The organism is Ignicoccus hospitalis KIN4/I (genome assembly GCF_000017945.1).
Taxonomy (GTDB): Archaea; Thermoproteota; Thermoprotei_A; order Sulfolobales; family Ignicoccaceae; genus Ignicoccus; species Ignicoccus hospitalis.
On record NC_009776.1, the window covers coordinates 889427 to 911904 of the forward strand.

A 22478-nucleotide genomic window follows, 5' to 3' on the forward strand; every position below is an offset into this window, starting at 1 on the left:
GGGAGCTCACTTCTTGAGTTCTACCACTTCTATCCTACAAGGCATCGGCATCTTGGAAGCGGCTATCTTCAAGGCTTCCTTAACCTTATCGACGTACTGCTTCTTGGTCCTCACGACGAGGATGTCCATCCCCGGGTAGATTCTCGCAGCCAGTCCGGCGGGCTTGCCGAAGGCGTGCCTCATACCCTCTTGCAGCCTGTCGGCGCCGGCGAAGGCCATGAACTTGTGCTCCCTGAGCACGTGGTGGGGATACCTCTTTATTATGAACACGTAGTTGCTCTCCCCTATGTCGCTGGACAAGTTCTTGTGTACCATTACCCTCGCGGCTTCCAAGGCGTTGTGCCTCACTTGGGCTCTCTCCAAGGCGACCAGCCTCACTTCCACGTCCGCGTCTACGTGGGGGTTGCCCATTACCCACTTGACTACCTTTGGTTGGGGGATTCCGTGTATGTATTCGTGCCTAGTGTAGGGAGGGCCGCTAAACCCCTTCGCGTGCCTCTTGGTGAAACAGCGCGCGGGCTTGGCCACCGCTCGGACCCTCGGGCCCTTAGCCGACGGGAATAAAAATCTGCTCCAGCGTCCAAACCTTTAAAGAGCTTCACAACACACCATAAGGGTCCAAGGAATGCGCTGGGACCTCATGAAGGCGAGGGCGCTGGAGCGCCTTAGGAGCGAGGCGGCGCTGGGGATGGTCGACGGTGAGCTGTTGGAGTTGTTAAACTTGATCAACTCCCATCAAGGGCTCTTCACCACCAGCAGCTGCTCCGGCAGGATAACCGTGGCTTGTAGCGACATCTCCCCGGACGACAAGAGGTCCACGCGTATAATCTATAAAACTCACCGCACTACCTCCGTACCAGCAATAGAGAACGCCCTTCGAGAGGCTAAATGCAAGCACTTGTGGGCGAAGTCCTCACATCCCCTCCTAGACTTGTTCGCGAAGGAGTTAGACTTGGCTTGGGACATAGTTGACTTGGCCAAGAAGGCTGGGTTCAAGTACTCCGGGGTGCAGAGGTCCGGTTCGTATTACCGCGTGATCATAAGGAGTAACGAAAACATACAGTTCCCGCTGAACGGGGACGACGACTCCAAAAAGCTTGCGAAGGTGGTTTCTGAGCTCAATAAGTTCTTATTGGAAGGCAAGGTTAGGCTCGCGAGGCTGCTCAGCCTCTTAGACGAGGACGGCCTCTTGGACGACTATTTGGAGAACTTCTTGATCTGAGGGGTCGGGCGGTTCGCTACCGCTCACCGCTCGCTCTGGGACGGCGTCCTCACACCCCGCGCCTCCTGGGAGGAGAAAGCTGAAGAGTTAGGAGTGTCTCCCTCTAACGGAGGTCAGCCCTTGAGCGTTAAGGTCGCAGTCAACGGCTTCGGTACTATAGGCAAGAGGGTAGCTGAGGCCGTACTAAAACAAGACGACATGACCCTCGTGGGGGTCACGAAGACCAAGCCGGATTACTTGGCAATGATAGCCTCCCGCATGGGCTCGCTCTATGTGCCCGAAGACAGGGTAGAGAAGTTCCAGAAGGCTGGAATAGAGGTACAAGGAACCTTGAAGGACTTGCTCGAGAAGGTCGACCTCGTCGTCGACGCCACCCCAGGGGGCGTGGGTAAGGAGTACAAGCCCCTCTACGAGAAGTTCGGAGTGAAAGCCATATTCCAAGGCGGTGAGAAACACGAGGTCGCGGGCTTCTCGTTCTCGACGCTGTGCAACTACGAGGAGGCGGAGGGGAAGCAGTTCGCCAGGGTGGTGTCTTGTAACACCACCGGCCTGTTGAGGCTCATATGCGCGTTAAGAAACCACTTCAAAGTGAAGAGCGTCAGGGCGACCATAATTAGGAGGGGGGCCGATCCGGCGGAGACTAAGAAGGGACCCATAAACGCCATAGTCCCCAACCCGGTTACCTTGCCCAGCCACCACGGCGTGGACGTCAGAACGGTCTTGCCGGACTTGGACGTCCAGACGGTCGCCGCGGTGGTGCCGACTACGATAATGCACTCGCACGTACTGAACGTGAGGTTCGAGGAGCCCGTGACCAGAGAGGACGTCTTGAAGGTTCTTGAAGAAGCTCCCAGGATACTGGTAATCCCCTCCGAACTGAGCGGGGTGAAGGACACCGCTAAGATAATCGAACTCGCCAGGGACGTCGGGAGGAAGAGGTACGACTTATACGAGCTGGCGATATACGAGGAGAGCGTGAGCGTGGAGGGCGACGAGCTGTTCCTCATGCAAGCCGTCCACCAAGAAAGCATAGTCACCCCGGAGAACGTAGATGCAATTAGGGCCCTCACGGGCTTGGTCAGCAAGGAAGAGAGCCTGAAGAAGACCGACTCCACCTTAGGTATAGTCAGATCCTTCTCGGAGCTGATAGAACGTGCGGCTTCCAACTACGGTAAGTAATTTTTACCCGAGTTAGGCATTCCTAACGGGGTCTCGGATGTGCTACTCCATAGCCGTGGTGGGCCAGCCTAACGTCGGTAAGTCTACTTTCATAAACGTCTTGATAGGTAAGTACGTAAGCGAGGTGGCGAACTGGCCCGGAGTTACGGTCGATATCAAAATAATAAAGATAGAGTACGACGGGAAGGAAGTCTGCATATACGACTTCCCCGGGATGTACTCCCTCAACCCCACCAGCGAGGAGGAGAGGATCGCAGCTGAGCGGTTCGTCACGGAGGACTTCGACAATCACATAGCCATAGCTGACTCCACGTCTTTGAAGAGGACCTTGTACTTGGTGGTCCAATCCCTCGAACTCAAGGGGAAGGGAGTAGTGGCCCTCAGCAAGACCGACGCTGCCCTAAAGGCGGGGATTCACATAAACGTCGGGTTACTCGAAAAGAAGCTCGGCTTCCCCGTGATCCCCTTCAGTTCTTACACTCTAGAAGGGGTGGAGGAGGTCCTCGAAAAGGCCTTAGAAAGACAAAAGGAGAGGGAGCTTTACATAAACTACGGAGATTTAGAGTACTACGTAGTTAGGATATCAGAGTTACTGAGAGGTAAGGTGAAGGGCAACCCTAGGTGGTACGCGGCCGAGGCCTTGGCGGACAACCCCGTCGCTTGGAAGGTGATAGAAAGTGTGGGCTTGGGCGAGGAGGTTAGGAAGCTCGTAGAAGGAGCTAAGAAGGAGTTAGGAACGGACTTAGGCAAGATAATAGTTGAACAGAGGTGGAAGTTCATCGAGGAACTCGTGGAGGGTGTCATACAAGTGGAGAAGGTAGTAAAGGAGGCTTGGTGGGCCAAGGCCTTGGACGCGGCCCTCCTAAACCCCATCCTAGGCCCGCTGGCGGCCTTCCTAATACTGTTCGCAGTACTCTTCGTCTCGTTCTCACTAAACACCGGGTTCCCCGCGAACGTGGTCTTCAGCTCCTTGGGCCTCGACTCCTTGGCCGAGGCCGCGGAGAGCTACAACACGTCCGAGATCTTGGGATCATTCTTCGACAGCTTGGCCGAGGCCGCTAGGAACGCCTTGCCGGACCCGTGGGGGAGCTTGGTGGGCGACGGCATCATAGCCGGAGTCGGGGCCGTGTTATCGTTCTTCCCACTTATATTTACAGTCTACTTCTTGTTAGCGGTCTTAGAGGACTCCGGGGTAGCTCCGAGGATAGCGGTGGCCCTCGACCCCCTCTTCCGTGTGGTGGGCTTAACGGGGAAGGCGATATTCCCGATGATAATAAGCATGGGCTGTAACGTGCCCGGAGTACTGTCGTCAAGGGTGATGGAATCTGCGGCCTTGAGGAAAGCGGTGGCAATGAACGTGATGTACGTGCCGTGCCAAGCCCGGCTAGTGGTGTTCCTAGCGCTAGCTTCGTTGCTGCCCCCGTGGTCCAGGGCGCTCTCGGTGCTAGCGGTCTACGCGTACTCGCTCCTAGTGTTCATAGTTACGACCTACATATCTGCCAAACTAATATTCAAAGTCAAGGAAAAGGCCGAGCTCGTCATGGAGCTCCCCCCGTATCACGTGCCGAAGTTGAGGATACTGCTGTGGATGACTTGGGACCAAGCTAAGCACTTCTTGAAGAAGGCCGGTACGATAATATTCGTGTTCAGCGTCATTCTGTGGTTCGTCTTAGAGAGCTCGGTCTCCCAAGCGATAGGCAAGGCCTTCGAGCCCTTGAGCGAGTGGGCTCTGGGTCTTAAGGGAGAAGCGGCCGAAGTGATAAACGTGGCTATGTTAGCTGGCACGGTTGCAAAGGAGGTAGTGCTCGACGTCATAGCCATAAGCAGCGGGACGAGCAACATAAAGGAGGCGGCGGCCGCGCTGGGCATAACCCCGGTCCAAGCCCTAGCGCTGATGTTCGCCGTGGCGGTGTACGTGCCTTGCATAGCCACTATAGCGGTCATGAAGGAAGAGCTGGAGAGCTGGAGGCTAGTCGCGCTCTCTGTCGGAGTCTCGATAATAATTTCAATCCTAACTGCCAAGATCATAACGGTGATATTTGGGTTATTTTAGGAAGCTACTGGCACCTCCCTAGCATAGGTTCCGAAGGGGCCTATTGGATAGCGGGGAGCGCTCGTGAGCCTGAGCGACGAGAAGGCGATTTTCGAGATAATGAGCTCCTTCCTAGAAAGGGTCGAAGGGTGGAAGGACACCATTATGACCGCCGCCCGCGTGTTTGAGGTGCCCGACCACGAGGTGATGATCGTAATAAAGAGGCTGGAGAGGTTGGAGGAAGAGCTCTTGCACTATCAGATCTTCGGGTTCTGAAGCACGAACAGCTCCTTTTCGCACTCGTAGCAAGGCTCCTTTTTGATTATTCCTTTCCTCACGGCCTCAGCTATCAAAGTCCTCGCCCTCGCCGCCCCGAGTTTCGGGGCTAGTTTCTCCAACAGCTCTGCGGAGGAGGCCTTGCCTCCGAGCTCCTCTAGCGCCTTCACGACTTCTTCTACCCCTTCCAAAGGGCCCTCCAGCGACGCTCTCGAAAAAGGTAATATTATAATAGGGGGGTCAGAGCCGAACTACCGACGATGAACAATGAGGGGTTGATGCTACTCCTCATAGCGGCCGTAGCACTGGCCAGCGCCTACCAAGTCCTCGGAGGGGAAGGTATACTGAAAGAGAAGAGTATAGTGGTGTGCGGGAAGGAGCTGAAAATAGCTCCTAACAACAAACTACCTAGCGTCGTGAAGGCCCTACGCGTTCAAAGCGGCTGCCGACCGAAGGTTATTCACGTTTACAAGCTGAACGTAATAATACCTAATAGGACCGAGATACAAGAAGCGCTGCCCTACACGACCTCCGCCCCGGCGGCGAGGCCGGGTGGCAGCTGGACGAGTACCACATGAACGTCACCGGAGCCTTCGGGACGACTTCTAAAGAGGCTGTCGGCGTAGTGGTGATAGACACCGGGATATCTAGGAACCTCCCCGACCCCATGAGGAGCGCTATAGACTACGAGGACGGCGTCGCGTTGACCAGCTTCGTAGACGACCTGGCTTCTCTAGGGGTTTGTAATGACACCGGCACTTACACGTTCAGCAACCTCACTCTTGTGGAGTACTTATGGCCACCCTTTAACTACACCTTGCCCACGGACGTATCGTTTAGGTACTGTTTGGTTGCCGATAGAGATGAAAACTCGACACTAGTAATACTCCAAGCTGAGGAGCTGAGCGACCAAGTCGGCCACGGGACTTTCGTTGCCTCCCAGATAGTCGGTGACTTCGACGGCGTTACGAAGTACGTGTACTCGTCGCCCTACTCTAATATTATAGAACGCGCAGAATACGTCGACAAGGTCGTTACCGGAGTCGCCGCTCCGTCGACCGGCGCAAGGGTTTACGTAATACCGATAAAGGCCGACTTTCTCATCCTATACTCGTGGGACAACGCCTACTCCACCCTAAAGGAGTTCTTGGGCAACGTTAGCGTCGAGGTGTCGGACGGCGTCTACTACTTAAAGAACACAGTTATTGACGGAGGATACTTCGACGATTACTCCCTAGGCAACGCAACAATAGTAGCGTCAAAGCTCGCTCGGGAAGGCAAAGCTAAGGTGGTCAACTTCAGCTTGGGCTGGTGGACGGATTACACCGGCCTCGACATAAGCTGCCGCGCTGTGATCTCCCCCCTCTTGGAGAGCGGCCTCACCGTAGTGGCCGCGGCGGGCAACAACGGTATAGACATAGAACTCTTTAACCAAGCCTATGACCTCTACCTGTTCCCCGCCCAATGTGACGGCGTGATTGCGGTAAGCGCCTTCGGGCCGGCGAACGACTTAGCGTGGTTCTCCAACTACGACCCTGCGACCTTCGGCGCCCCCGGTCACGTAGTGCTAGGCCTTTACCCCGGGGATTCTATGTTAGCCATGGCGTCCTTGTGGGAGACGTCCCCGTACGGCGGAGACAGCAACAGCAACTTACTCACTTGGAGCAGCTGCACGAGCTACTCCTCCCCGGAGGTCGCCGGGGCCATAGCGTACTTGTACTCCTTAGGCCTCACCTTGGACGACATAAAGAACAACGCGAGGGACGTGGCCCTCAAGAAGTACTCCGGCTACGGCTTCCCGGCCGTCGGCGACTACTTAAGGCTGTTGAACCAGCATAGCTCATCCGAAGACGAGGAAAGCAGCGCCGGGACTAACAGGGTGCCGGCCCTCGGAGTGTTGGCCTTGCCGTTCCTAGGCAAGCTGAGGAGGAGGTTCGCTTCCAAATGATTTTTTATTAAAACTTAGTTAGTCCTCCGGGTCCCTTATTCCGCAGTCCGTTATCGCGAAGACAGCCTCCGCCTCCGGCAAGTGGGGAGCATCTACAACCCTCGCTATCCTCTTGTTGCCCCTCGCCTTCTTCAGCTGCACCCTCACGCCCGGGGCGTGGTAGAGTACGTGGCCGCCCACCGCTTGGGTGGGGTCGCCGTAGAACACGTCTGGCCTCGCCATTACTTGGTTTGTAATTATGACTGCGGTGTTGTAAACTTCCGCCAGCTTGCCCAGCTGGTGTAGGTGCTTATTCAACTTCTGTTGCCTTACCGCCAAGTTCTCCCGGCCGGGGTACTCCGCCCTGAAGTGGCTGGTCACCGAGTCGACCACTATTAGTTTCACGTTTTCCTTGGGTACCAAGTTGAAGAGCTCCTCTACGATGGCCATCTGGTGGTCGCTGTTAACTGCCCTGATGTAGTATATGTTGTCCATTACTTGGTCCGGGTCGAGGCCCAAGCACTTGGCCATTTGTTCTATCCTCTCCCACCTGAAGGTGCCCTCGGTGTCTACGTAGACGGCCTTCGCGACCTTGTCGCCCTCGCTCAAGCCCCCTTGCTCCAAGGGGAGTTGGACGTTGACGCTCGCTTGGTGGCAGAGCTGGCTCTTGCCGCTCCCGAACTCGCCGAAGAATTCGGTTATGGTTTTGGTCTCTATACCGCCTCCCAGCAAGTCGTCCAAGTTCTTAGAGCCGGTGGTTATCTTCCTTAAGTTCATCCTTTCTAGCTTTACCTCTTTTGCCGTCCTGAACCTTATGTCCAGCATCTGCCTCGCGGCTCTGATGATCTTCTGGGCCGTAGTGAGGGGTATGCCTATCGCTACGAGCTCCTCCGGCGTGGCGACGGCCAGCGCCTCTATGGTGCCGTAGCCGGCGTCTATCAGCTTGGCCGCGGTGGAGGGCCCCACGCCGGGGAGCTCCGCCACCGACGTCGGCCTCTTCTCCTCAGTGGCCACTTGACCCACCCGTGCCCTATTGGGGTAAAAAAGAGCTTTATTAGTCAAGAGGGGTCGACGTAACTCAAGTTCGGAAGTAGGCGTCCCTGGCGAACTTAGGCCTCCCGAGTTCCTCTTCAATCCTCAGCAGCTCGTTGTACTTGGCGGTCCTCTCGCCCCTCGCCGGCGCTCCGGCCTTTATCGCCGGCGCCCCGGAGCCCACGGCGAAGTGCGAGATGAACGTGTCCTCGGTCTCGCCGGAGCGGTGGCTTACTATCGCTGCCCACGAGGCCCTCTTCGCCATGTCAACCACCTCGTAGGCCTCCGTTACGGTCCCCACTTGGTTCACCTTCACGAGCACCGCGTTCGCGACCCCTTCCTCTATGGCCTTTTTTACTAGCTTGGGGTTGGTAACTAGCAAGTCGTCGCCTACAACCCTTATCTTCAACCTCTTGACGGCCTCCTTAAACCCTTCCCAGTCTTCCTCGTGGAGGGGATCTTCTATGCTAACGATCGGGTAGTCCCTTATCAGCTCCTCGTAGAGCTCCAACAGCCCCTCCCTATCCAGCTCCTTCCCGTCTATTCGGTACACCCCCTTCTCTTGGTCGTAAAAGTGTGTGGCGGCGGCGTCCAAGGCCAAGGCAACCCTTCCCTCATACCCGGCCTTCTTTATTGCATTAACCAAGGCGTCCAGCGCCTCGCGCGTCTGCCTCATGGGGGGAGCGAAGCCCCCCTCGTCGCCCACATTAATTGCGGACTTGCCGTACTTCTCCTTCAAGTAGCTCTTCAAGTAGTGGTAGATCTCGGAAGCCGCTTGGAGGGCCTCAGAGAACGAAGAGAAGTCCCAAGGAACTATCATGAACTCTTGTATGGCTAGCTCGTTGCCCGCGTGGGCCCCGCCGTTTATCACGTTGAGGAGCGGGGTGGGCAAGGTTTGGGCCAAGGCGCCGCCCAAGTGGTAATATAGGGGTACCGACAAGCTGTCCGCCGCCGCCTTGGCCACCGCCATACTCGTGGCGACTATAGCGTTCGCGCCCAGCTTGGACTTATTCTCCGTCCCGTCTAACTCTATCATTTTCATGTCTATCTCTTTCTGGTCCAAGGAGTCCATGCCTACGAGCGAAGGGCCTATTACTTCGTTTACGTTCCTTACGGCCTTCAGCACGCCCTTTCCCATGAACGCGTTCCCGCCGTCCCTCAGCTCGAGGGCCTCCTTGCTCCCCTTGGAAGCCCCGGCGGGGGCGGCCGCTCTGCCGAAGCCGCCCTCCGTGTAGACGTCTACCTCCACCGTGGGGTTGCCCCGGGAGTCCAGTATCCAGCGCCCCCTCACGAAGCGGATTACCGTGCTCGTGGCCCCACCACCGGGGGCCCTCCGGGAAGGCAGTAAAGACCTTCCAACCCTCTCGGCCCGTCGGAGAGGGACGTTGGAAGTACTCGAGGAGCTACACCGCTTGGCGCTGGTGCTGGCGCTGCCCGGAGTGGCCTTGCTGATTCTACTGCCCCTCTACATTCGGGAGATGCACGGCAGCAGCGAGCTTATAGGACTGGCGGCCAGCGTGGGGCCGCTCACCTTCGCGGCCCTCAGGCTTGTGGGAGGGGTGGCGACGGACGTCTTCGGGAGGAAGAGCACCTTCGTGTTCGGGATAGCAGTCTACTCGCTCGGCCTGTTGATAATGGCCTTGGCCCCGAACGCCGACGTAGTGGCCTTGGGGGGCTCCATGTGCGGCACCGGCGCAATGGTAGCCATGACGTCAGCGATAGTGATAGTCGCAGACGTGGCTCCCACTCCGGAGGCCTACGGCAAGCTGAGCAGCAGCCTGGCCCTAGGGGGCACGCTGGGTTCGGTGATCCCCTTAACGTTGATAAATTACTTCGGGCTGTTGGGGTTTAGGCTGAGCTTCTTCATATACTTCTTAGCCTCTGTTTACGCGTTGTACTTAGCTAAGCGGCTGCCGGAGACTAAGCCCAAGGAAACCAAGGTAGAGTTCGAGTGGTCTTGGAGGTGGGTGTTGGCCACAGCAATAGGCTCGCTCGTGGCCTTCTCCTCGGGGGCGGTGACCCCCTTCTTCCCGGTCTTCATAAGGGAGCAGTTCGGCTTGAGTCCCGTAGGGGTCATGATAGCTTACGCCCCCTCAGCCGTGGCGGCTATAGTTTCCCCCCGGCTGGCCGGCCGCGCCTCGCCGGAGGCGGCGGCCTTCGCGTTCGACTCGTTGGGCTCCTTCGGCTCTTTGTTGATAACTTGGAGGGACCCGGCCCTCTCCAGCTTGGGCTTCTCCTTCGTGACTGGAGCTGTGGGGGGCAGCTCGGTGGCGCAAGACGCTATGGTCGCCTCCTCTTGTAAGAGGTCGTGCGGGTTCATGGTGGGCCTCTACAACTCCATAACCCAGATATTCACCGGCCTCGCCTCCCTCTGGGCTGGGTCGGTCTACAGCTCTTGTCCCCAAAAAGTCTTCTTCACTGCCAGCGCCACCTTCGCGGCGGCGGCGACTATAGCGTTAGTAGCTATACTTAAAGGGAGGGTCGGCAGAAACGTTTGGACCGGGGAATAATGCCCACCTTAGCTGAGGTTATAGAGAGCGTCCAAAGGAACTTGGCCGAACTCGCGGAGAGGATCAGGGCCAAGAAGCCGGCGGCGGACGTGCTGGAGAGGGCGAGGAGGGAGGGGAGCGGGACGGCGGCGGTGGCGGAGGGGGGAGCCAGGGTCTTTAGGAGCCTAATACCCCCCGAGAGGCTGATAGACTTCTACTCCGTTAGGCCTCCCTACAGCTACGTATTGGTCTACATAGACGAGGAGGACAGGATGAGGTACCACACCATAGAGCCCGTCCTCACCCGGAGGGAGCTCGCGGGGCTGCTTAGGCTCAAGTCCTTGCTCTACCAAGAGTTCCACGCGAGGGCCGACATACTGAGGGAAACTGTCAAGAACCCGTTGGAGGCCGGGAGGCTGATAGCTCAAACGGTCAGGAGGATGGCGAGGGACTACGGCCTCAAGCTTCCGGCATTAAGCGTGGAGAAGATAACTTACTACATAGTGAGGGACACCGTCGGCTACGGGCCCATGGACGTCATAATCAACGACCCGGCGATAGAGGACATCTTCTGCGACGGCACCAACTTACCCATATACGTGTGGCACCAGAAGTACGAGTGGCTCAGGAGCAACGTGGTCTGGATAGACGAGGACGAGCTGGTGAGGTACGTGAGGAAGTTGGCCGTGAGGGCGGGCAAGGAGCTTAGCTACGCCCAGCCCATACTGGACGGCGCCATACCCCCTTGGAAGTATAGGCTCCACGCCACGCACCCAATAGTCACTTATCGAGGGCCCTCCTTCACGATAAGGAAGTTCCGCGAGAACCCATTCACCTTGCCCGAGCTCGTTAGGCTCGGGACCATCTCACCCGAAATCGCCGCTTACTTGTGGATACTCGTGGACTCCATAAACTCCGCTCTAGTAGTGGGGGCCATGGCCTCTGGGAAAACAACAATGCTAAACGCGATCGCTATGATGATACCTCCGGAGAGCAAGATAGTCACCGCAGAGGACACCCCGGAGATAAGGCTCCCCCACGAGAACTGGGTAGCTATGGTTACTAGGCCCTCCAACGAGCCCGGCGTAGCCAACATAACTTTGTACGACTTGTTGAAGTCAGCTTTGAGGCAGAGGCCGGAGTTCATCATCGTAGGAGAGATACGAGGCGAGGAAGCCTTCACCTTCTTCCAAGCGGTCTCCGTGGGCCACGGGGGCTTGGGGACGGTTCACGGAGAAACTATAGACGCTGCGATAAAGAGGCTAATTACCAAACCTATGGACGTGCCTAAGGGACTTATACCGTCGGTGAAGGTATTCATTCACATGGCTAGGGTTAAGTACGGCGGCAAGATAGTTAGGAGGGCGCTGGAGGTAAGGGAAATAATTACCTTGGACGAGAGGGGAGACCTAGTTATGAGCACCGCCTTCAAGTGGGACTACGAGACCGACACGTGGAAGGAGGCCCAACACTTGTACCTAATTGAGGACGCGGCCCAGAAGATGCTCATGGACTATCACCAGCTGTACAACGAGATGAAGAGGAGGGCTGTTGTCATAAAGTGGATGGTGTGGAGGGAGAAAACGTCCGTAAAGGACGTAATGGAAATAACGAGGAAGTATAGGAGGAACCCCAACGCGGTCTACACTCAAGTAGCCTCGGAGCTGAGGGTGTCGGGGCTGGTGGAGGAGCTGGAGGTGCTCCCGATATGAGCACCAAGGTAGTTTTAGAAGAGATCCTCGCGAAGTACGAAAGGAAGAAAAAGAAGGAGCTGGAGGCGCCGAGCCAAATATTCTACATCATGTATAGGATAGCCAAAGAGCTGGGTATAGAGAGGACTCTGGAGAAGTCCTTCAAAAGCTTGGAGAAGTACATAATAGGCTCCGCTCTCAAGGTGTCCTACCCGGTCTACGTCTCCACGATGGTGCTCCTCCCCCTGTTCATCGCTCCTATAATAGCCGCCTTCACGTTCTTCGTAACGTTTTACGTACTTTACTTGCCAGTTCCGATGGTATTCGCTTTAACCTTCCTTTCGTTCGTATTAGGCTACGCCATATTGTTCATGTTGTTCTACATGATACCTATAATGATGTTCTCGTCGAGAGCCCCCCAGCTGGAGAAGAGCTTGGTGGTGCTCTACGCTTACTTGGCCGCCCTAGGCGTCTCCGGGACCACTTACTCCGAGGCGCTGAGGAAGCTCTACGAGAAGAGCGAGAGCTTGGGCGCGGAGCCGGAGCTGGGCGAGGTTGTAAAGAGGGTGTTCATACTGGGCGAGGACATAGTTGAGGTCTTGAAGGAAGTGGCGGAGATGACCCCACACAGGGACTTCTCGAACTTCTTGAGGGGCCTCGCCAACGTCATAGAGTCCGGCACCGGACTGGAGAACTTCGCCGATGTAGGCTTCGAAACTTCAATGGCCTCCATGGAGGCAAAAATGAAGGAAGTTATGGGAGCGCTGGAGATAATGAGCGAAATGTACGTCACCGGCGCGGCGGTCATGCCTATACTCGGCCTCTCCTTCGCGGTCGTGTTAAGCACCATGGGTCCGGCCGCCCAGAGCTTCGGCCTCTCCCTCCCCGTGCCCCCCGGGCTGCTGGCGGGACTCATGGCTTTCCTGGCCATACCGCTGCTCTCCATATTCGCGATATTGATGGTAGACGGAACTCTGAGCAGGGTGAGGGGGTGGTAAGCCTTGAAGCTTTCGAAGGACGAGATAATAATTTCAATTGTGTTGCCGATAGTTGGGATATTCGTGGGCGTTTTGCTCTACCAGCCCCCCGGGGACAAGGTGTTCGAAGCTCTGCCTAGGATATACTTGCCCTACAGGCCGGAGACCTTGAGGGCCATAGGAATAAGCTTGATGTTGATAATTGCCGGCCCAGCCATAGGGTATTACAAGTTCATGAGAAGGGTCGAAAGCGTAATTACCAACACCCCGCTAATGCTACAAGACTTGGCAGTAACGGTGAGGAGCGGAGTGAAGGTAAACGCGGCATTCGTGGAGATTTCCGACAGAGACTACGGCGCCCTCTCGCCCTACGTGAGGAGAATAGCCTCCATGATATACCTCCTAGGCCTCGACTTGCTAGACGCCATAAGGCTAGTAATAAGGGAGTTACCAAAAGAGACGAGGAAGTACTTCTACTTCATTGAAGAGGCCTACGAGAGCGGCGGGAGGGCTATGGAGGTGCTGGACAAGGCCTCCGAACTGGCCAGGAGGATAAGGGAGTTCGAACTGGAGAGGGAGAAGACGTTGAAGAACCAAGGCTTCATAATTCTGTTCAGCGTGCTCATCTTCGTAGCTACGGCAGCTATACTTTACTACCTAGCGGTGCAGATGTACGCGTCTTCGATGGAAGTTAACAAGAAGCTCGGAAAGAACGAGCTCAAGCCCGTGGACCCGTTGGAAGTCCTCGGCTACGTGTTCTACATGGGCTTGAGCCTCTCCTTGACGGCCGGCATAGCCACGGGGAAGATAGTCAAGGGCACGGTCGCGGCGGGCTTGTTCTACGCGCTGATAGTCATGGGACTGTCGTTGGGCATAGTCTTCACCCTCCCCATGATAATTCCCCCGTACCCGCAGGAGAGTCAAGCGCAAACCGTCAACCCGCTGACGGCAGCTCGATAAGGCCCCTCCCAGCGAGCGCCGCAAGAGGAGAGATGAGGGAAGAGGCAGCCGCCTTCCTCCTGACCTTTGCAGCCGCTTCCGCCTTCGTCGCCTTGCCCTACTTGCTCCTCCAAGCCAAGGGCATACCGCTGGGCGAGAGGGTACCGGCCGACAGGATAGTGATCGAGCTCGGAACGATAAATACGGCTTTCATGCTTTCGAGGGCTCTGGGGAGCTCCAGGGCCTCCGAGGGGAGCCCTAAGGTCGGGGCGCTCTTGGTGGCCTCCGGCTTGGCTTTAATGACGTTGCCGTCCTTCCCCTCCCTCTTGCTGGGGAGGGCCTTACAAGGGGTGGGCTCGGGCCTCGCCTTCCCGGCCTTGGAGCGGGGCGCGGCGAGGAGGGGAGTCAAGGGCATGGTGAGGCTGACCGTCGCACAGAACTTGGGCTTCTCCACGGGCTCCCTCTTCGCCGGGGCAGTGATGGTGACCCCCTCCTTGCCCTTGGCAATCGCTTTGCCGGCGGCCGCCGCGGCCTCGACCTTGGTCCCCTCGGGCGCCAGGGGGAGGAGGAAGGGAGGTTCCAACAAGGTGTTGAAAATACTTTACTTAACTGCCTTCATAAACGGCTTGTCCTTGGGTTCCAGGGGGCCGGCCCTCTCGGCGTACGTCATGCAGTACGTAAGCGCCCTCCCGGCCCACTACTCGGCCGCTTGGGGGGTCCCCGGCTTGCTCTCAATGGCCTTGAGCTACGCCTTAGCTTCTAAGCTCGACTCCTTAGGGACTGCAAGTAAGCTCTACGCCTCCTCCGTCCTCAAGCTGGTCCAAGTGCTCGCCTTAGCCCTAGTGCCCTTCGTAGCGGACTTGTGGTCCCTCTTGGCCTTGCTTACCTTGGGTAGGACCGCTTCCACTCTTTCCGTCTCCGCCTCCAAGGCGGCTCAAGGGAGCGTCTCGGGTAAGGTAGAGCACTTCGGCAACAGACAGACCGCCTTCAGCTTGGGCAACGCACTGGGCCCCTTGGTGGGGGCGTCTCTCTATAAAGCGCTCGGGCCGGCCTCCTTGTTCGCGGTTGCGGGGTTAGGACTGCTCTCCTCAGCTCTCTACGCTTTGGGAGGGAAGGAAGCGAAAAAATTGGGAGCTTAAGCCGCTTGGGCGAGGAGCTTCTTCTGGAGCCTCAAGAACTCCCTCCTGTTCCTGACCCTGGGGGGCTTGTTCTTCCTGTTGGGGTTCTTGGGGGGTATCTTGGGGGTTTGGCTCCTCACCTTCCCGGCCTTGGTAAGGCTACCGTGGGACCCCATCGCTTCCCACCAACCTTCATTATCCCGGACCGGGGTTTATTAAGATGGCATGATAGTGGAGGAGCAGTGCTCCCAGCTGTTCAAGGCAATGAGCTTGAAGGGGGAGAGGTTCTGCAAGCCCTTCGCCGTTAGGGACGGAAAGTACGGCGTGGGAGGGCTCCTGGCAGTCACCAAGTCCGGCGAGCTGTTTGAGGTTTGTTTCATTTTTGAAGTGGTCCGCTTTTACGAGGGCGCCCAAGCCGGCCTCTTCTACACGGACCAAGCCCTCTGCGGTCTAGGGGGGAGGGAGGTCTTGGAGCGAGCGGCCGGGCTGGCTTACGAGATATTCAAAGAGGTAACTAAGAGGGAGTCGGAAAAGGTTAAGGAGGGGCTCCTCGCCGCGTTCTCTCTAAGTACTTCTTCTTGAATGCCTCGCAGAGGTCCACGTTCAGCAAGTTGGCCAGCGAGAGGAGCCAAGCTAGGACGTCCGCGAACTCCTCCTCCAAGCCCTCCCCCTTAATTATGGCCTCGGCCAGCTCCCCTACCTCCTCCACGAACCAGAGGGCGGTGGCCTCCACCCCCCTGTTGAAGTCCTTGAGGAAGTACTCGCTCTCCACGAACTTCTGGAGCTCTTCTAGGTCGCACCTCAACAGAGTCCTCCCCGGGACATGGCGTCCCCGAGGACCTTTATCGACGCAGCGAGGAGGGCGTAGGCCAACAAGGAGAGCGCCGCGCCGCCCCAGTTCCCGGTGACCACCGAGAAAAAGAAGTACAAGGCCTCTCCGAAGGTTAGGACCGCTAAGAGCAAGAGGGCGCTCCAACACACGCTCACTTCACCAGAGCTATGACCACCTTAGAGCCTTCTAAGCTCCATTCTTTGCCCTCCGGGGGCTCGCCGGAGGTCACCACCTCTTCTGCCCTCACCTCCTTGGCCACGTACTCCTTGAACTCTTCCACGGCCTTCAGTATCTCCTCGTTGTCGCTGAAAACTATTACCTTCTTCAGGACGTAGTCCAACGGTAAGTCCTCTTCCTTCCTCATTGTTTGTATCCTCCTTATCACCTCTCTTGCCAAGCCCAGCATCTTGGTCCTCTCGTCCAGCCTCACCTTGACGTAAACCTTCAAGCTCTCCGTCTCTATCACGTCGAAGTCGCCGGCCGGAGGCTCCTCCACAACCTTGACGTCCAACACGTTCGCGTACACGCCGAGCGCCTTGGCAGCCCTCTTAACGGCCACGACGCTCAAGGCGGGTTTGTATATCACTTCTTCGGCCTCCTTGTTGCCCCTCTTCACCTTCACCCTCTCCGCCTTTTCTTCCCTGCTCTTCACCACCACGTAGGCCTCCGGGAGGGGCCACCTCCTCTTGACTCCCCTCTCCGTCCTAAGGGCCAACACCTTCTCCGCCGCCTCCAAGAGCTCCTCCACAGCCTTGGCCTCCTCCGGGTCGTACAAGCTGTTCTCCTCCGGCCACTGGAGCATGTGGACGCTCTCCTCCTCGAAGCCCAAGGCCCTCTGGAAGCGCTGGTACAAGTACTCCGCCAAGAACGGGACGAAGGGAGCGCTCATCCTTATTGCGGCGTCCAAGGCGAGGAACAGGGCGCTGTAGGCGGCCAGCTTGGAGGGGGTCTCCTCTTCCTCCCACACCCTAGGCCTCACGAGCGTTATGTACTTGTGGCTCAACACCTCAACTATGAACTCTTGGAGGGCTTGTGCGGCGCGGTGAATGGCGGACCTCTCCAACTCCTCGGCGACTCTCTTGGAGTACTCGTTTAGCTTCCAGAGGACCCAGCTGTCCTCCGGCTCCAAGCTCTTCAAGCCCTCCTCCAACTTCTCCAAGCTCCACTTGTCGAGCTCCATGTAGCTCTTCGCGAACTTGACGGAGTTCCAGAGTATGTCCAAGGTCCTCTTAGCGAGCTTTATGTCCTCCGGGTCGAAGCGTACCGAGTCCCAAGGGGCGCTCTTTATCGCGAAGAAGAACCTCACCGGGTCCGCCCCGTAAGTCTTGAACACGTCCTTAGCCCAGACCACGTTACCCTTGCTCTTGCTCATCTTCTTCCCGTGCTTGTCCAGTATGTGGCCTTGGGTGAGCACTTGCTTGTAGGGGGCCCTCCCGTGCCACGTGACGCCGGTAACCAACAAGGTGTAGAACCAGCCTCTGGTCTGGTCGAGGGCCTCAGTTATCCAGTCGTACGGGTAGAACAAGTCCCAGTAGTCCTCCGCGCCTATCTGCTTGAGGGAGGCGGTGTGGGCTACGCCGGAGTCTAGCCACACGTCCACGACGTAGGGCTCCCTTACCATCACGCCCCCGCACTTGGGGCACTTGAGCTTCACCTCGTCGACCCAAGGCCTGTGGTGGTCCACCACGGCCTCCGGGTTAAGGGCTACTTTCTTGAGCTCATCTAGGCTGGAGACCGCCACGCGGTGGCCGCACGAAGTACAAGTCCATATGGGCAGAGGGGTCCCCCAGAACCTCTCTCGGCTTATAGTCCAGTCCTTCGCGTTCTGGAGCCAGTCGCTCATCCTGTCGTAGGCCCACTTGGGGTACCAAGTAACCTTGTCGTTCTCGTTGACTAACGTCTCCCTTAAGTCCTCGACCTTTATGAACCACTGTTCGTCGGCGTAGTACATCAGCGGCGTGTCGCACCTCCAGCAGTGGGGGTACTCGTGCTCGATCGTGCCTACGTGGACGGCAAGGCCCTTCTCCTTTAGGTCCTTTATAACTTCCTTCTCCGCCTCCTTAAACCACATGCCCGCGTACTTGCCGGCCTCCTCGGTGAAGTGGCCGTCCTTCCTTATCGGCCTGAACACCTCTATGCCGACCCGCCTACAAGCCTCGAAGTCCTCCGCGCCGTGGGCGGGGGCCATGTGGACTATTCCGGTACCGGAGTCCATCGATACGAATATCTGCTTCTCCTCTATTTCTTTCCCGTTTACCAGTACTTTCTTCCTGACGACCGCGCCCTCGATCACGGTGTGGTGGGGCTTAGGGTGCTCCTTGTGGGCGGGGACCTCCTCTAACAACGGGTGGACGTACTCCTTCCCTATCAGCTCCTCCCCCTTGAACTTCTCGAGGACCTTGTAGTCCTTCAAACCTACTTCCTTCGCGAAGGGCTCTAGCCTCTTCTCAGCCAGTATCCACTTCTCCTTCTTCCCGTTAGCGTCCACCTCTATTTTCACGTAGGTCTCGTAAGGGTGAACCGCGGCGGCCTCGTTGGCGATTATGGTCCAAGGGGTGGTGGTCCAAGCGACGAGGTAGGTCTCTTCCTCGTCTTTCAAGGGGAGCTTGAAGTAGAAGCTCGGGTCCTTAACCGTCTTGTAGCCCAAGGCGACCTCGTGGGAGGAGAGCGCGGTCTCGCAGCGCGGGCAGACGGCGACTACCCTCAAGCCCTTGTATATCCTCCCTTGATCGAACATCTTCTTCAAGTAGCTCCAGGCGGCGTCCAAGTACTTGGGGTGGCGGGTCTCGTAGGCGTTGTCGTAGTCCAGCCAGAGGCCCATCCTCTCGCTGTCGGCCCTCCAGTGGGAGATGTAGTAGTCCACCAGCTCTTGACACTCCTTGACGAACTTCTCTACCCCGTACTTGAGTATGTCTTTCTTGCTCTTGAAGCCGTGCTTCTTCTCCACCTCCAGCTCGACGGGGAGGCCTTGGGTGTCCCACCCGGCTTGGTCCCACACCCAGTACCCCTTCATCCTCCAGAACCTTAGGATCACGTCCTTGTAGGTCCTCCCCCTCATGTGGCCTACGTGCATGAACCCGTTGGCCGTGGGCGGCCCCTCCAAGAACCGGAAGAGCTTAACCTTCCCCCTCTTTTTGCTAAGCTCTTTAACTTTCTCGTATATCTTATTCTCTTTCCAGAACTTGAACACTTCCTCCTCCACTTTGAGGGGGTCGTACTTCGGCTCCACTGCGTGGTACCCTTAACGGGCAAAGGGGGGTCGGAAAAATTCTCTCCGGGGCGTCGCTTGTGCGACTTGGTGTGTAACAAGGACCCCTGCTTCTGTTGGGACGACGAGGTCTACGCCCCGGCCGAGGACACTTGGCTCGCGTGGAGGCTCTTGGAGGGCCTGCCGGAGGTCGGCGGCCTAGGGGTGGACGTGGGGACGGGCTCTTGTGTACTCATGAACGTGCTCGCGCGTAAGGTGGACTTCGCCATAGGCATTGACATAAACCCGTGCGCCGCCAAGGCTTGCAAGCTCTGCTCCTTCGAGGCGGCCTTGTGTAACTCTACCTCTTGCCTGTCCAGACCGGCCGACTTAGCGGTGGCGAACTTGCCCTACTTGCCGTGCGAGGACGACCCGGCCACGTGTTGGAAGTGGGGGAGGGAGGTCCTCGAACACTTGAAGGTAAAGAAGGGGGGATACTTGGTCTTGGTCTGGAGCTCGTTGACCCCGGAGTTCGAGCTCCGAGGGTACGAGGCCTTGAGGGTCGAGGAGGTGAGCTTGGGGTTCGAGACCCTAAGGGGGGCGGTGTTCAGAAGGCTCTGAGCAGCCTCCAAGCCCTCCTGACGACCTCAGCGACCGCAACTGTGGACAGCGCGGAGGCCAGCAGCTGGGCCGCGCCGGCCTCCGTTAGGGCGGCCCCGGGGGTGTTTAGGACCAAGTAAGCTAGTCTCCCCAAGCTGGGGGTCGAAGGGTCTTCCAAGCCCAAGGCGGATATCGCGGCCTCAGCGTAGATGGCTATGGCCGAGCTCAAGCCCGCGTAGGCGCTGACCAGCTCTAAGGCGTTCCTCGGCCCGTGGAGCCTCCAAGCCTCCCCCGGGGAGGCGCCGGAGGCGAAGGAGGCGAGCGCGAAGGGTTGTTCCCTAAGCCTCTCGGCGGCTTCCTTGATCACCTTGACCCCCGCGGAGGAGGCAAGGGCCCCTACCAACGCCCCCACCAACAAGGGGGACAAGGTTACCTTCACGCCCAGCAAGACCAACAGCGGGAGGCGCGGGAGGGAGAGCAACAAGTCGCTCAAGGCCTCCGCTAGGACCCCCTTCCGCGCGAACGACAAGTAGTGGAGGGCCGTGAGCAACGCAAAGGACGTTAAGTAGGAGACCGCGGCCACCTCCAAGCTCGTCCAGAGCCCCGCGGCCAGGGCGCACAGCGCGTCCTCCCCCAAGGGGGTGGTTCCTAACGGGTGGGAGGGGCTAGGCGGCTCCAAGGGCAAGCCTTCTCCGCACAAGGGCCTCACCCAGCGCGTTCAGTGCAATTACCGAAACCGCCACTGCTACGAACGAAGAGAAAGCGAGTTGGGGGTCGGCCTCCGTCACGGCCTTGCACAAGGCTTCCCCCACCCCCCAGTAGCCTACCAACGGCTCCACCAACACGGACCTTTCTAAGACTAAGGAGGTCAAGTTGAAGAACTGCGCCAAGAGCAGCCACTTGGAGGCTAACAAGAGCTTGGACCTCACTCCCCTCTCGTCCAGCCCCACAGCCTTCCAGAAGAGCCTTACTCCCTTGAGCTCCTCCCTCCCTTCGACCCCCTCCGACACCACGTACGCTACCTTAGGACACTCGGACATTATTATCACCAGTGCGTATTCTGCGGCCTTGGAGGGGTCGGCCCCGGGCAAGGGGGAGGGCCAAGGGAAGCGCCAAGAGAGGAGGTAAAGGAGCAAGGCGTACACGTACTCCGGGACGTACGCCAAGGCTTCGAACGAGGCCCTCTTGCCGAAGCGCAAGTAGCACAACGAACCCAAGAGGACCGACGCTCCCACCGCAATAACTACGACAGTTACGGTGTTCCTCAACGCTACTGAGGCGACATCCCACGGGTCGAGGCCGTAGGTCAAGCTTCTGGAGGCGAGGGCCTCGGGGACTTCGAGCTCTTCCGAGCTCCCGAGGCCGGCCCCGGGGTTGCCTAGGTTACCGGACACGAGCGCCGCTATCAAAACACTAATGATTAGCGTTATTACCTTGCCTATCAACGGCTCACCTCAACAGGGCGAGCTTGTTGAAGGGCAGCGGCACGCCGCCGTCTATCCCTCCCTCGGTGAAGAACCACCCGGCCCGCGACGAGTCGAGCAAGAACTGGTAGGGGTAGTAAAGCGCTATGCGGGGCAGCTCCTCCGCTACGAGCCTCTGAATTTCCTTCACTACTTTGATCGCTTCCTCCGCGCTGGGGGCGTTCAAGAGCTCCCTCGCGAGCTCCAAGTAGCGGGGGTCCCTCCAAGGCGCGCTGAACCTCTCGAACCACCAAGCGGCCGCCAGAGGGTCGTTCCCCACCGCCCCGTGGCCGCTTATAACGAAGCCGTACCCCCCGCCCTTAACTATTAAGTCGAGCTGCTTGGGCCCGGGAACCACCTTGACGTTCACACAAATCTTAACTCTTTTTAGCATCTTCTTAACTATTAGGGCTTCTTGCACGAACTGTTTAGTAGTTACTAACAGCGGCCTCCACGGCCTCCCTCGGAACTCCGCGCACCCGTCCCCGTTCACGTCTTCCACTCCCACGGACTTGAGGAGCCTCGCTGCCGCCTCGGGGTCGTAGCGGTACTTAGGCACGTCGTCCTCGTAGAAGCGGCTGTACGGCGGCACGTAGCCCGGGGAGCCGGGCTCGGCGGCGCCCGGGCCGGCGCTGAGCTCTACTAGCTCCTTCAAGTCCAAAGACATTGCGACGGCCTTGCGAAACTCCTTGAAGGAGTAGGGCTCTTCGTCCAGGTTGAAGCCTAAGAAGAGCACCCAGTAGGAGGGCCCCCTCTTTACGATCAAGTCCGGCTTGGCCCTCTTGGCCAGCTCCACTAGCCTGTAAGCCTTTCCGAAGAGGGAGACGCTGTCTACCTCCCCCCTTATTAGGGCCGCCACGGCCTTCTGAGGCTGGAAGGGGCCTACGGCAGATACCACGAGCTCTTCGTACTTCGGCTTGGGTCCCCAGAAGAAGGGGTTCCTCACGAAGACGTAGCGGGAGCCGGGGACGTATTCCTTCAGCACGTAGGGACCGCTGCAGACGAAGGCGTCCTTCCCTCTATAGGAGAACGGGTCCTTCACCTTCTCCCACACGTGCTTGGGGAGCACGAACACGGTCGTCGCGTACTCCTCCACGAAGAACGGGAAAGGCCTCGAGAGCTCTACGACCACCGTTCGGTCGTCCAAAGCCTTGACGTCCTTTATAAGGTCCTTAGGGATGTTCTTCCAGTGCCACCCGTGTTTCATGAGGTACTTGAACGTGAAGACCACGTCCTCTGCCGTGAGGGGCTCCCCGTCGCTCCACTTGGCCTCCCTCAAGTAGAACTTGACCGCGGTTCCGTTCGCCTCCCACTTGTACGCAAGCCACGGGATCACTCCCCTCTCGTCCTTCCACACCAGCGTGTCGAAGGAGAAGCTCGTCAGCACGTACCCTGGGCCCCTCGGGTAGAAGGAGAAGGGCGTCGGCAGCCCCCAGTCGCCCAGACCGACGCTCAGCGCCGAGGCTTGGAGACTAAGCGCCAAGGCGACGAGTAATGCACTCCTCAAGGTGTCA

At 58.0% G+C, this 22478-nt stretch carries 24 protein-coding genes; 13 read left to right on the forward strand and 11 right to left on the reverse strand.

Annotated features, from left to right (window positions below):
* Positions 1–6: 6 nt before the first annotated feature.
* On the reverse strand, positions 7–528 hold the full coding sequence (locus tag IGNI_RS05140; protein WP_012123142.1) for a 50S ribosomal protein L16: 522 nt from the start codon (positions 526–528) through the stop codon (positions 7–9).
* A 97-nt stretch (positions 529–625) separates the two neighbouring features.
* On the opposite strand from IGNI_RS05140, the gene IGNI_RS05145 reads away from it, so the two are divergent.
* From IGNI_RS05145 to IGNI_RS05160, 4 genes are all read left to right on the forward strand, one after another.
* Complete coding sequence (locus IGNI_RS05145; protein ID WP_012123143.1) at positions 626–1222, forward strand: tRNA-wybutosine modification methyltransferase TYW3; 597 nt, start codon at positions 626–628, stop codon at positions 1220–1222.
* A 120-nt stretch (positions 1223–1342) separates the two neighbouring features.
* On the forward strand, positions 1343–2401 hold the full coding sequence (locus IGNI_RS05150; RefSeq protein ID WP_012123144.1) for a type II glyceraldehyde-3-phosphate dehydrogenase: 1059 nt from the start codon (positions 1343–1345) through the stop codon (positions 2399–2401).
* A gap of 37 nt (positions 2402–2438) precedes the next feature.
* The gene (gene feoB / locus IGNI_RS05155; RefSeq protein ID WP_012123145.1) at positions 2439–4454 is read left to right on the forward strand and encodes a ferrous iron transport protein B; all 2016 of its coding nucleotides are present in this window, start codon (positions 2439–2441) and stop codon (positions 4452–4454) included.
* A gap of 63 nt (positions 4455–4517) precedes the next feature.
* Positions 4518–4709: a hypothetical protein gene (locus tag IGNI_RS05160; protein ID WP_012123146.1), complete on the forward strand. Its 192-nt coding sequence runs from the start codon at positions 4518–4520 to the stop codon at positions 4707–4709.
* On the opposite strand, the gene IGNI_RS05165 is transcribed toward IGNI_RS05160, so the two are convergent.
* The gene (locus tag IGNI_RS05165) at positions 4691–4900 is read right to left on the reverse strand and encodes a hypothetical protein (RefSeq protein ID WP_052570198.1); all 210 of its coding nucleotides are present in this window, start codon (positions 4898–4900) and stop codon (positions 4691–4693) included. The two genes, IGNI_RS05160 and IGNI_RS05165, sit on opposite strands and share 19 nt — an antisense overlap.
* Before the next feature lie 87 nt (positions 4901–4987).
* On the opposite strand from IGNI_RS05165, the gene IGNI_RS05170 reads away from it, so the two are divergent.
* On the forward strand, positions 4988–5287 hold the full coding sequence (locus IGNI_RS05170; RefSeq protein ID WP_012123147.1) for a hypothetical protein: 300 nt from the start codon (positions 4988–4990) through the stop codon (positions 5285–5287).
* The gene (locus IGNI_RS05175; RefSeq protein WP_012123148.1) at positions 5284–6657 is read left to right on the forward strand and encodes a S8 family serine peptidase; all 1374 of its coding nucleotides are present in this window, start codon (positions 5284–5286) and stop codon (positions 6655–6657) included. The genes IGNI_RS05170 and IGNI_RS05175 overlap by 4 nt, the downstream gene beginning before the upstream one ends.
* Positions 6658–6675: 18 nt before the next feature.
* Here the strand turns inward: IGNI_RS05175 and radA are convergent, their stop codons facing one another.
* On the reverse strand, positions 6676–7659 hold the full coding sequence (gene radA / locus IGNI_RS05180; RefSeq protein ID WP_012123149.1) for a DNA repair and recombination protein RadA: 984 nt from the start codon (positions 7657–7659) through the stop codon (positions 6676–6678).
* A gap of 55 nt (positions 7660–7714) precedes the next feature.
* The gene (eno, locus tag IGNI_RS05185; protein WP_052570203.1) at positions 7715–8968 is read right to left on the reverse strand and encodes a phosphopyruvate hydratase; all 1254 of its coding nucleotides are present in this window, start codon (positions 8966–8968) and stop codon (positions 7715–7717) included.
* 85 nt (positions 8969–9053) lie between these two features.
* On the opposite strand from eno, the gene IGNI_RS05190 reads away from it, so the two are divergent.
* The 5 genes from IGNI_RS05190 to IGNI_RS05210 are packed head-to-tail and all read left to right on the forward strand — an operon-like array spanning position 9054 to position 14903.
* Complete coding sequence (locus tag IGNI_RS05190; protein WP_012123151.1) at positions 9054–10178, forward strand: MFS transporter; 1125 nt, start codon at positions 9054–9056, stop codon at positions 10176–10178.
* Positions 10163–11869, forward strand: coding sequence for a type II/IV secretion system ATPase subunit (locus IGNI_RS05195; protein ID WP_012123152.1), 1707 nt, complete (start codon positions 10163–10165; stop codon positions 11867–11869). Before IGNI_RS05190 ends, IGNI_RS05195 begins: the two co-directional genes overlap by 16 nt.
* Complete coding sequence (locus IGNI_RS05200; RefSeq protein ID WP_012123153.1) at positions 11866–12846, forward strand: type II secretion system F family protein; 981 nt, start codon at positions 11866–11868, stop codon at positions 12844–12846. The genes IGNI_RS05195 and IGNI_RS05200 overlap by 4 nt, the downstream gene beginning before the upstream one ends.
* A gap of 3 nt (positions 12847–12849) precedes the next feature.
* The gene (locus IGNI_RS05205; protein ID WP_012123154.1) at positions 12850–13785 is read left to right on the forward strand and encodes a type II secretion system F family protein; all 936 of its coding nucleotides are present in this window, start codon (positions 12850–12852) and stop codon (positions 13783–13785) included.
* 32 nt (positions 13786–13817) lie between these two features.
* Positions 13818–14903, forward strand: coding sequence for an MFS transporter (locus tag IGNI_RS05210; protein WP_012123155.1), 1086 nt, complete (start codon positions 13818–13820; stop codon positions 14901–14903).
* Here the strand turns inward: IGNI_RS05210 and IGNI_RS05215 are convergent.
* Positions 14900–15058, reverse strand: coding sequence for a 30S ribosomal protein S30e (locus IGNI_RS05215; RefSeq protein ID WP_012123156.1), 159 nt, complete (start codon positions 15056–15058; stop codon positions 14900–14902). The two genes, IGNI_RS05210 and IGNI_RS05215, sit on opposite strands and share 4 nt — an antisense overlap.
* Positions 15059–15107: 49 nt before the next feature.
* Between IGNI_RS05215 and IGNI_RS05220 the strand changes: the two genes are divergently transcribed.
* Positions 15108–15464 (forward strand): hypothetical protein, encoded by a 357-nt coding sequence (locus IGNI_RS05220; protein WP_012123157.1) that lies wholly within the window; start codon positions 15108–15110, stop codon positions 15462–15464.
* On the opposite strand, the gene IGNI_RS05225 is transcribed toward IGNI_RS05220, so the two are convergent.
* The 3 genes from IGNI_RS05225 to ileS are packed head-to-tail and all read right to left on the reverse strand — an operon-like array spanning position 15418 to position 18943.
* Positions 15418–15687 carry a MazG nucleotide pyrophosphohydrolase domain-containing protein gene (locus IGNI_RS05225; protein WP_012123158.1) on the reverse strand — a complete coding sequence of 90 codons (270 nt, stop codon included), beginning with the start codon at positions 15685–15687 and terminating at the stop codon, positions 15418–15420. The genes IGNI_RS05220 and IGNI_RS05225 overlap by 47 nt on opposite strands.
* On the reverse strand, positions 15684–15863 hold the full coding sequence (locus IGNI_RS07795) for a hypothetical protein (protein WP_187145998.1): 180 nt from the start codon (positions 15861–15863) through the stop codon (positions 15684–15686). Before IGNI_RS07795 ends, IGNI_RS05225 begins: the two co-directional genes overlap by 4 nt.
* Before the next feature lie 2 nt (positions 15864–15865).
* On the reverse strand, positions 15866–18943 hold the full coding sequence (ileS, locus tag IGNI_RS05235; protein ID WP_012123160.1) for an isoleucine--tRNA ligase: 3078 nt from the start codon (positions 18941–18943) through the stop codon (positions 15866–15868).
* A gap of 57 nt (positions 18944–19000) precedes the next feature.
* Here ileS and IGNI_RS05240 point away from each other — a divergent pair, with 57 nt between their 5' ends.
* Positions 19001–19522: a class I SAM-dependent methyltransferase gene (locus IGNI_RS05240; RefSeq protein ID WP_012123161.1), complete on the forward strand. Its 522-nt coding sequence runs from the start codon at positions 19001–19003 to the stop codon at positions 19520–19522.
* On the opposite strand, the gene IGNI_RS05245 is transcribed toward IGNI_RS05240, so the two are convergent.
* The 3 genes from IGNI_RS05245 to IGNI_RS05255 are packed head-to-tail and all read right to left on the reverse strand — an operon-like array spanning position 19509 to position 22471.
* Entirely contained in the window at positions 19509–20201 is a 693-nt protein-coding gene (locus IGNI_RS05245) for an ABC transporter permease subunit (protein WP_012123162.1), read from the reverse strand. The genes IGNI_RS05240 and IGNI_RS05245 overlap by 14 nt on opposite strands.
* Positions 20167–20946, reverse strand: a complete 780-nt coding sequence (locus IGNI_RS05250; protein ID WP_012123163.1) for a hypothetical protein — start codon at positions 20944–20946, stop codon at positions 20167–20169. The genes IGNI_RS05245 and IGNI_RS05250 overlap by 35 nt, the downstream gene beginning before the upstream one ends.
* A gap of 4 nt (positions 20947–20950) precedes the next feature.
* The gene (locus tag IGNI_RS05255; protein ID WP_012123164.1) at positions 20951–22471 is read right to left on the reverse strand and encodes an ABC transporter substrate-binding protein; all 1521 of its coding nucleotides are present in this window, start codon (positions 22469–22471) and stop codon (positions 20951–20953) included.
* Positions 22472–22478: the final 7 nt, after the last annotated feature.

Excerpts from the sequence above, each read along its gene's own strand:
- IGNI_RS05215 (WP_012123156.1), bottom strand. The coding sequence starts at position 15,058 with ATGGGGTCCCACGGTAGCCTTACCAAGGCCGGGAAGGTGAGGAGCCAA.
- IGNI_RS05210 (WP_012123155.1), top strand. The coding sequence starts at position 13,818 with ATGAGGGAAGAGGCAGCCGCCTTCCTCCTGACCTTTGCAGCCGCTTCC.
- IGNI_RS05200 (WP_012123153.1), top strand. The coding sequence starts at position 11,866 with ATGAGCACCAAGGTAGTTTTAGAAGAGATCCTCGCGAAGTACGAAAGG.
- IGNI_RS05170 (WP_012123147.1), top strand. The coding sequence starts at position 4,988 with ATGCTACTCCTCATAGCGGCCGTAGCACTGGCCAGCGCCTACCAAGTC.
- IGNI_RS05175 (WP_012123148.1), top strand. The coding sequence starts at position 5,284 with ATGAACGTCACCGGAGCCTTCGGGACGACTTCTAAAGAGGCTGTCGGC.
- feoB (WP_012123145.1), top strand. The coding sequence starts at position 2,439 with ATGTGCTACTCCATAGCCGTGGTGGGCCAGCCTAACGTCGGTAAGTCT.
- IGNI_RS05220 (WP_012123157.1), top strand. The coding sequence starts at position 15,108 with ATGATAGTGGAGGAGCAGTGCTCCCAGCTGTTCAAGGCAATGAGCTTG.
- IGNI_RS05145 (WP_012123143.1), top strand. The coding sequence starts at position 626 with ATGCGCTGGGACCTCATGAAGGCGAGGGCGCTGGAGCGCCTTAGGAGC.